General features: G+C 66.8%; 8 protein-coding genes and 1 pseudogene. 5 read left to right on the top strand and 4 right to left on the bottom strand.

Translation table 11 applies throughout. From position 1 onward, the window contains the following. On the top strand, positions 1–129 hold a 129-nt coding region (locus tag AC5P68_RS13700; protein WP_197631242.1), incomplete at its 5' end, for an integrase core domain-containing protein. A gap of 80 nt (positions 130–209) precedes the next feature. Here AC5P68_RS13700 and AC5P68_RS13695 read toward each other — a convergent pair. Then, positions 210–1,352, bottom strand: a complete 1,143-nt coding sequence (locus tag AC5P68_RS13695; protein WP_005408369.1) for a PilT/PilU family type 4a pilus ATPase — start codon at positions 1,350–1,352, stop codon at positions 210–212. Positions 1,353–1,452: 100 nt separating this feature from the next. After that, on the bottom strand, positions 1,453–2,490 hold the full coding sequence (locus AC5P68_RS13690) for a type IV pilus twitching motility protein PilT (protein WP_004147099.1): 1,038 nt from the start codon (positions 2,488–2,490) through the stop codon (positions 1,453–1,455). A gap of 87 nt (positions 2,491–2,577) precedes the next feature. On the opposite strand from AC5P68_RS13690, the gene AC5P68_RS13685 reads away from it, so the two are divergent. Together AC5P68_RS13685 and proC are read left to right on the top strand one after the other, a co-directional pair. Then, complete coding sequence (locus AC5P68_RS13685; RefSeq protein ID WP_033834831.1) at positions 2,578–3,255, top strand: YggS family pyridoxal phosphate-dependent enzyme; 678 nt, start codon at positions 2,578–2,580, stop codon at positions 3,253–3,255. Positions 3,256–3,273: 18 nt separating this feature from the next. Next, positions 3,274–4,095: a pyrroline-5-carboxylate reductase gene (proC, locus tag AC5P68_RS13680; protein WP_033834830.1), complete on the top strand. Its 822-nt coding sequence runs from the start codon at positions 3,274–3,276 to the stop codon at positions 4,093–4,095. Between the two features lie 59 nt (positions 4,096–4,154). Here the strand turns inward: proC and AC5P68_RS13675 are convergent, their stop codons facing one another. Continuing rightward, entirely contained in the window at positions 4,155–5,030 is an 876-nt protein-coding gene (locus AC5P68_RS13675) for a LysR family transcriptional regulator (RefSeq protein WP_005412485.1), read from the bottom strand. 77 nt (positions 5,031–5,107) lie between these two features. Between AC5P68_RS13675 and AC5P68_RS13670 the strand changes: the two are divergent. Further along, positions 5,108–5,731, top strand: a pseudogene (locus tag AC5P68_RS13670) (short chain dehydrogenase); the annotation flags it as partial. A gap of 72 nt (positions 5,732–5,803) precedes the next feature. Here AC5P68_RS13670 and soxR read toward each other — a convergent pair. Beyond that, positions 5,804–6,238: a redox-sensitive transcriptional activator SoxR gene (soxR, locus tag AC5P68_RS13665; protein WP_005412484.1), complete on the bottom strand. Its 435-nt coding sequence runs from the start codon at positions 6,236–6,238 to the stop codon at positions 5,804–5,806. Positions 6,239–6,267: 29 nt separating this feature from the next. On the opposite strand from soxR, the gene AC5P68_RS13660 reads away from it, so the two are divergent. Continuing rightward, positions 6,268–7,689 carry an MFS transporter gene (locus tag AC5P68_RS13660; RefSeq protein WP_049403284.1) on the top strand — a complete coding sequence of 474 codons (1,422 nt, stop codon included), beginning with the start codon at positions 6,268–6,270 and terminating at the stop codon, positions 7,687–7,689. The last annotated feature ends 34 nt before the right edge of the window (positions 7,690–7,723 follow it).

Raw genomic sequence — 7,723 nt, 5'->3', positions numbered from 1 at the left:
GAGCAACGTGATGCCGTGCTGCCTGAATGGCTGCATTACTACAACTGGCACCGACCCCACATGGGGATCGGCAGCCAACCGCCTATTTCCAGAATCCCGCTGAACAACGTGGTGGGTTTACACAGTTAGTCGACTGCTCTTTCACCGGCCGGGAAAATCCCGCGCTGCGCGCGAGAGTCGACTGACAGTCGACTCTACAGATCTGCAGGTCACCGGATCTCGGAGATCTCCACGCCATCCAGGCCCTGTGACAGCGTGCGTGCGTCGCCGCCCTGGCTGAGCTTGATGCGCAGGCGCACTTCGTTCTGCGAATCGGCGTAACGCAGCGCGTCCTCGTAGCTGATCTCGCCGGCCTGGTACAGCTCGAACAGGCTCTGGTCGAAGGTCTTCATGCCCAGCTGGACCGAGTCCTTCATCACTTCCTTCAGCTTGTGGATCTCGCCGTCGCGGATGTAGTCCTGCACCAGCGGCGTGCCCAGCAGGATCTCCATCGCCACCTTGCGCGAGCGGCCATCGGGCGACGGCACCAGCTGCTGCGCGACCACGCCCTTGAGATTCAGCGACAGGTCCATCAGCAGCTGGTTGCGGCGGTCTTCCGGGAAGAAGTTGACGATGCGGTCCATCGCCTGGTTGGCGTTATTGGCATGCAGGGTACACAGCACCAGGTGGCCGGTTTCGGCGAACGCGATGGCGTGGTCCATGCCTTCGCGGGTACGCACCTCGCCAATCATGATCACGTCCGGCGCCTGGCGCAGGGTGTTCTTCAGCGCGGCTTCCCAGCTGTCGGTATCGATGCCGACTTCGCGCTGGGTGATGATGCAGCCCTCGTGCTTGTGCACGAATTCGATCGGATCTTCGATGGTGATGATGTGGCCGGTCGAGTTCTGGTTGCGGTAACCGATCATCGCCGCCAGCGAGGTCGATTTACCGGTACCGGTGGCACCGACGAACAGGATGATGCCGCGCTTGGTCATCGCCAGCGTCTTGATGATCGGCGGCAGGCTCAGTTCTTCCACCGTCGGAATGCGCGTCTCGATGCGACGCAGCACCATGCCGACCTGGTTGCGCTGGTAGAAGCAGCTGACGCGGAAGCGGCCGACACCGGACAGGCCGATGGCGAAGTTGCATTCGTGGGTCTTCTCGAATTCCTCGCGCTGCGCCGGGGTCATCACGTTGAGGACCAGGTCGCGGCTCTGCTGCGGCGTGAGCGGGGTCTGCGTGATCGGCGAGATCTTGCCGTTGACCTTCATCGCCGGCGGCATGCCCGCAGTGATGAACAGGTCCGAGGCGCGCTGGTGCGCCATCAGCTTGAGGAACGAAGTGAAATCGATGGTGGTCGCGGTGGTGTTCACGGCAGGCTCCCGGAAAGCGGTTTACCAGGTAACGGTCGGTGGAGGAAACAACACGGGAACAGCAGCGCACTGGCGCACGCTGCCCCGTTACTGCCCCGCCTTACTCGAACAGGCGCTTGTCCTTGGCGTACTCACGGGCCTGGTTTCGGGTGATCAGGCTGCGCTTGACCAGGTCCTGCAGGTGCTGGTCCAGGGTCATCATGCCGTATTGCTGGCCAGTCTGGATGGCCGAGTACATCTGCGCCACCTTGTCCTCGCGGATCAGGTTGCGGATGGCCGGGGTGCCGACCATGATTTCCCACGCTGCGGTACGACCGCCGCCAACCTTCTTCAGCAGCGCCTGCGAAATGACCGCGCGCAACGACTCGGACAGCATCGAGCGCACCATCGGCTTTTCGCCGGCCGGGAACACGTCGATGATGCGGTCGATGGTCTTGGCCGCCGAGCTGGTGTGCAGGGTGCCGAACACCAGGTGGCCGGTTTCCGCCGCGGTCAGTGCCAGGCGGATGGTTTCCAGGTCACGAAGTTCGCCCACCAGGATGATGTCCGGGTCCTCACGCAGCGCCGAGCGCAGTGCTTCATTGAAGCCATGCGTGTCGCGGTGCACTTCGCGCTGGTTGATCAGGCACTTCTGCGAGGTATGCACGAATTCGATCGGATCCTCGACGGTGAGGATGTGGCCGTATTCGTTCTTGTTGATGTAGTCGATCATCGCCGCCAGCGTGGTCGACTTGCCCGAACCGGTCGGGCCGGTCACCAGGATCAGGCCCTGCGGCTGCTGGATCACTTCGCGGAACAGCGGCGGGCAGGCCAGGTCCTCGAGGGTGAGCACCTCGGACGGAATGGTACGGAACACCGCACCGGCACCGCGGTTCTGGTTGAACGCGTTCACTCGGAAGCGCGCCAGCGACGGGATCTCGAAGGAGAAGTCCACTTCGAGGAATTCCTCGTAATCGCGGCGCTGCTTGTCGGACATGATGTCGTACACCAGCGCATGGACCTGCTTGTGGTCCAGGGCTGGGATGTTGATCCGGCGAACGTCGCCGTCGACGCGGATCATCGGCGGCAGGCCTGCGGACAGGTGCAGGTCGGACGCTTTGTTCTTAACGGAAAACGCCAGCAGTTCGGCGATATCCATGAGCGGCTACTCCCCAATAACGGCTTCGACTGGAAGGATCTTTCCCCGGGCGGCAGTATAGCCTCCTGATTCAACGGAACGCGTTACGTGGCCACTCCCCTGCCCCAGATCCTGAGCAACCTGCATGCCGCCGCCGAGGCCGCTGGCAGGCCCGACCCACGCCTGCTGGCGGTGTCCAAGACCCAGCCGGCCGAGGCCGTGGCCGCGCTGGCCGCGCAGGGCCAGCACGCCTTCGGCGAGAACTACGTGCAGGAGGCACTGGCCAAGATGCAGGCGCTGCAGCACCTGGCGCTGGAATGGCACCTGATCGGCCACCTGCAGTCGAACAAGGCCGAGGCCGTGGCCACCCACTTCGACTGGGTGCAGAGCGTGGACCGGCCCAAGCTGGTGACCGCGCTGGCACGCCATCGGCCGGTCGCGCGAGGCCCACTGAACGTGCTGATCCAGGTCAACATCGACGACGAATCGAGCAAGCATGGCTGTGCACCGGAAGAAGTGGATGCACTGGCCGCAGCGATTGCCGCCGAACCCACCCTGCGCCTGCGCGGACTGATGGCGATTCCCGCGCCATGGCCCGAAGCCGAGCGCCGTCGGGATGCATTCGTGCGCATGCGTACACTTTTCCAGTCGCAGGCTGCCCAACACGCGCAGATCGACACGCTGTCGATGGGCATGAGCAGCGACTACGCCGAAGCCATCGCCGAGGGCGCCACCCTGGTGCGCATCGGCACCGCCCTGTTCGGCGCGCGCCCGCGCCCGGCCTGATTTTTCAAGGAGATTTCAATGGCAGCTGATTCCATCACCTTCATCGGCGGCGGCAACATGGCGCGCAGCCTGATCGCCGGCCTGATCCGCCAGGGCGTGCCGGCCGCGCACATCCATGTCGCCGAACCGGTGGCCGAACTGCGCCAGGCGCTGGCCGCCGACTTCGGCGTGCAGGTGCATGACAACACGAGCGATGCCGCCGCGCAGGGTGGCACCTGGCTGCTGGCGGTGAAGCCGCAGGTGCTGCGCGAAGTCTGCCAGTCTCTGCAGGCGCTGGCACAGGCGAGCCGACCGCTGGTGGTGTCGATTGCCGCCGGCATCACCAGTGCGCAGCTGCAGCGTTGGCTGGGGGGCGACCTGGCAGTGGTGCGCGCGATGCCGAACACCCCTGCCCTGCTCGGCGCAGGTGTGACCGGCCTGTTCGCCACACCGTCGGTGGACACGCAGCAGCACGCGCGGGCCGAGCAGGTGCTGGCCAGTGCCGGGCGCACGGTGTGGATCGACAGCGAGGGGCTGATGGATTCAGTGACTGCCGTTTCCGGCAGCGGCCCGGCCTATGTGTTCCTGCTGGCCGAAGCGATGGAAGCGGCGGGTATTGCCCAGGGCCTGCCGGCCGACGCCGCGCGCACGCTGGTGGTGCAGACCCTGCTGGGCGCCTCACGCATGCTGGATGAGGCTGGCGAAAGCCCGGCGGAACTGCGCCGCCGCGTGACCTCGCCCAACGGCACCACCCAGGCCGCGATCGAGAGCTTCCAGGCCGGTGGCTTCGAGGCCCTGGTGGATACGGCACTGCGCGCTGCGCAGGTGCGTGGGCAGGAACTGTCTGCGGCGAATGATTGATCCCGATGTGTGCCGACCAACGGTCGGCACCTACCATCATCCACGCATGGCGTGGATGCTCATTGCCCCAACGTGGTCATGACGAAATCGACGAAGCACTGCAACCGCGGGCGCGGCCTGCGGTCGGGCAGGTAGATCAGGTGCATCGGCCGCGGTTCGGGCAGGTAGTCGCGCAGCAGCGGCTTCAACCGCCCTGCTGCAATCTCCCCGGCCAGCAGTGCGGTCGGCTGCAGCACCAGCCCGGCCCCGGCCACGGCGGCTTCGCGCAGTGCAACACCATCATTGCAGGTCAGGCGCGCTTCCCAGTCCACCTGTTCACCGTTGGCCAGCTGCCAGCCGTGGCCACCGCGCCAGGCCAGATGGCTCAGGCAGTCATGCCCTTCCAGATCGGCGGGCGTACGCGGCGTGCCGCGCCGGCGCAGGTAGGACGGCGCCGCGCACAGGCTCATCGCATACGGTGGCAGCGGCCGCGCCACCACCTCCTGCGACGGCAGCGGCCCGACCCGGATCGCCACGTCGAAGCCGTCCTCGATCAGATCCACACGGCGGTTGCTCAGATCCAGTTCGACGTTCAGCTGCGGCTGCGCGCGCAGCAGGCCGGCCAGTTGTGGCGCCAGCACGCAGCTGCCCCAGGTGGTGGGTGCGCTGACCCGCAGCAGCCCGCGCGGTTGCACCTGCAGTCCAGCCACGTCGGCCTCGGCCTGCTGCACCTGCTCCAGCACCTGCCGGCACCCGGCCAGGTAGGCGCTGCCGGCTTCGGTCAGGCGCTGACGGCGGGTGTTCCGTTGCAGCACCGCGGTGCCCAGGTGCGCCTCCAGCTGCTGGATGTACTTGCCGACCATCACCGCCGAGACCTGCAACTGTTCAGCGGCCCCTGCAAAGCTGCCGCACTCGGCTACCGCGACGAAAGCCTGCATGCAGCGAAGGGTATCCATTGCTAATCCAGAGTTAGGAATCCTCAAAGCATACGCCGCTTACCTAACCCCACTGTGACGGCGCAGACTGCGCTTACTCCCTCACGCAAGGAACGGCCATGAAGATCCTCCTCGTTGGTGCCAGCGGCACCCTCGGCCAGGCAGTCGCCCGCCAGCTCGGACAACAGCATCAGATTCTCGCCGCCGGCCGCAACAGTGGCGAAATGCGCGTGGACCTGACCGACGACGCCAGCGTCGCCGAACTGTTCTCGCGTACCGGCCCGGTTGATGCGGTGATTTCCACCGCCGGCAAGCTGCACTTCGGTCCGCTGCAGGACATGACGCCGGCGCAGTTCAACCTCGGCCTGCAGGACAAGCTGCTGGGCCAGGTGCGGCTGGCCCTGGCGGCGCAGCACCATCTCAACGCCGGCGGCTCGATCACCCTGACCAGCGGCATCGTCAGTGCACAGCCGATCCGCGATGGCGTCAACGCCACCTCGGTGAATGCCGCGCTGGAAGGCTTCGTGCGTGCCGCCGCGTTGGAACTGCTGCCGCGTGGCCTGCGCATCAACGTGGTCAGCCCGAACGTGCTGATCGAATCGATGGCGGCCTACGCACCCTATTTCCCGGGCTTTGAAGCGGTGAGCGCGCAGCGCGCGGCGCTGGCCTTCCAGCGTGCAGTGGAAGGCATCCAGAGCGGCGAGACGATCACGGTCTGGTAAGAAAGAAGGGACGGAGGGGATCAAGTCGTCAATGCACAAACGACATAATCCCCTCCGTCCCCTTTTCGCGGGTCATTCCCAGCGCATCGGGCCGTCGCCGCGTTCGCCAAGCACATCCCCCGGGTTGGCCAGGCGGCAGCGCTGCAGCGACAGGCAGCCGCAGCCGATGCAGCCGGTGAGCTCATCGCGCAGCAGTTGCAGCATGTGGATGCGCTCCTCCAGCTCGGTGCGCCAGCGCGCGGACAGCCTGGCCCAGTCGGCCTTGGTCGGTGCGCGCCCCTCGGGCAGGCTTTCGAAGGCACGGCCGACCGCTTCCAGCGGCATGCCCACGCGCTGCGCAACGCGGATCACGGCCAGCCGGCGCAGCACGTCGCGGCTGTAGCGGCGCTGGTTGCCCGAGGTGCGCAGGCTGCTGATCAGCCCCTTGCGCTCGTAGAAATGCAGCGCGGAAACCGCCACGCCACTGCGCTGGGCGACTTCGCCCACGCTCAGTTCCTGGGACACCATTGCTTGACCTCAACTGCTGTTGAGGTGTCATGCTGCTATCTTCGCCGCCAGTTGACAAGCGCGGCCCGCATCTGACCCGTATGACCCCGACCCTCTCGCCCGCCGCCGCCCACCTGCCGGCCGACACCTCGATCCTGTCCGCACGCTATCGCGCGACCACCCTCGGCATGGTCGCGCTGGTCGCGCTGCACGCCTTCGAGGCATTGGCCGTTGCGGCCGCGATGCCCACCGTGGCCGAGGCGCTGGATGGCCTGCGCCTGTACGCACTGGCCTTCGGCGGTACCCTGGCCACCAGCGTGATCGGCATGACCCTGGCCGGGCGCTGGGCCGATCACCATGGTCCGGCACGGCCACTCTGGTACGGCCTTGGCTGCTTCGTGCTGGGCCTGTTGCTGGCCGGCTTCGCGATGCGCATGGGCATGCTGGTGGCGGGACGCCTGCTGCAGGGCCTGGGTGCGGGTGCGATCTCGGTCTCGCTGTACGTGATGGTCGGCCGCAGCTACCCGGAGCACCTGCGGCCGAAGGTGTTCGCCGCCTTCTCGGCCGGCTGGGTGGTGCCTTCGATGGTTGGCCCGGCGTTGAGCGGCCTGATCGTGCAGCACCTGGGCTGGCGCTGGGTGTTCCTGGCGGTGCCATTGCTGGCGGTTCCGGCAGGCCTGCTGCTGCGCCCCGCGCTGGCACGCATGCAGCCCCGTCCCCCCGGCACCGCCGACGATGGACGCGGCAAGGTGGTGCGCTGGGCCAGCGGCGCCTCGCTGGCCGCGTTGCTGCTGTACTTCGGCGGTCAGCAACCGGCCCTGCCTGCCCTGCTCTGCATCGGTGTGGCGGTGCTGGCGCTGCTGTTCTGCGTACATCGACTGCTTCCGCGCGGAACACTGATCCTGCGCCGTGGCCTGCCCAGCGTGATCGCGCTGCGTGGCATCGCGGCAGCCGCCTTCTTCGCCTGCGAGGCCTACCTGCCACTGCTGCTGCAGCGCGAACGTGGCCTTTCGCCCAGCTGGGCCGGTGCCGTACTCAGTCTCGGTGCGCTGGGCTGGTTCGCCGGCTCGTGGCTGCAGGGCCACCAGCAGCGTGGCTGGCCACGCCAGCAGCTGCTGCGCGCCGGCACGATGATGATGACGGTCGGCATCGCCGCCACGCTGGCCGTGCTGTTCAACGCGGTGCCACTGCCGGTGTCGCTGCTCGGCTGGGCCGTGACCGGCTTCGGCATGGGCATGATCTACGCCAGCCTGTCGGTGTTGACGCTGTCGTTGTCGGCGCCGCGGGAGCAAGGTGCCAACACCTCGGCACTGCAGCTGAGCGAGGCCCTGTCGGTGACCACCGCGCTGGCGGTCTCCGGCGCATTGTTCGCATTGTTCGTGGAAAGCAGCCCGCACACCGGCTACCTGCTGTGCCTGACCATCACCTTCGGCCTTGCGCTGTTGGCCACGGTGATCGCGCGACGGGTGTAGCGCCGCCGGATTCCGGTAGTGCCGGCCGCTGGCC

This window comes from Stenotrophomonas sp. YJH_SMC_58 (assembly GCF_059369635.1).
Note: the sequence above shows the minus strand (reverse complement) of the source record. Positions and strands in the feature narration are given on the sequence as shown.

What these genes read in the sequence shown, in the direction of transcription:
- AC5P68_RS13690 (WP_004147099.1), bottom strand. Translation starts at nt 2,490, where the DNA reads ATGGATATCGCCGAACTGCTGGCGTTTTCCGTTAAGAACAAAGCGTCC.
- proC (WP_033834830.1), top strand. Translation starts at nt 3,274, where the DNA reads ATGGCAGCTGATTCCATCACCTTCATCGGCGGCGGCAACATGGCGCGC.
- AC5P68_RS13675 (WP_005412485.1), bottom strand. Translation starts at nt 5,030, where the DNA reads ATGGATACCCTTCGCTGCATGCAGGCTTTCGTCGCGGTAGCCGAGTGC.
- soxR (WP_005412484.1), bottom strand. Translation starts at nt 6,238, where the DNA reads ATGGTGTCCCAGGAACTGAGCGTGGGCGAAGTCGCCCAGCGCAGTGGC.
- AC5P68_RS13660 (WP_049403284.1), top strand. Translation starts at nt 6,268, where the DNA reads ATGCTGCTATCTTCGCCGCCAGTTGACAAGCGCGGCCCGCATCTGACC.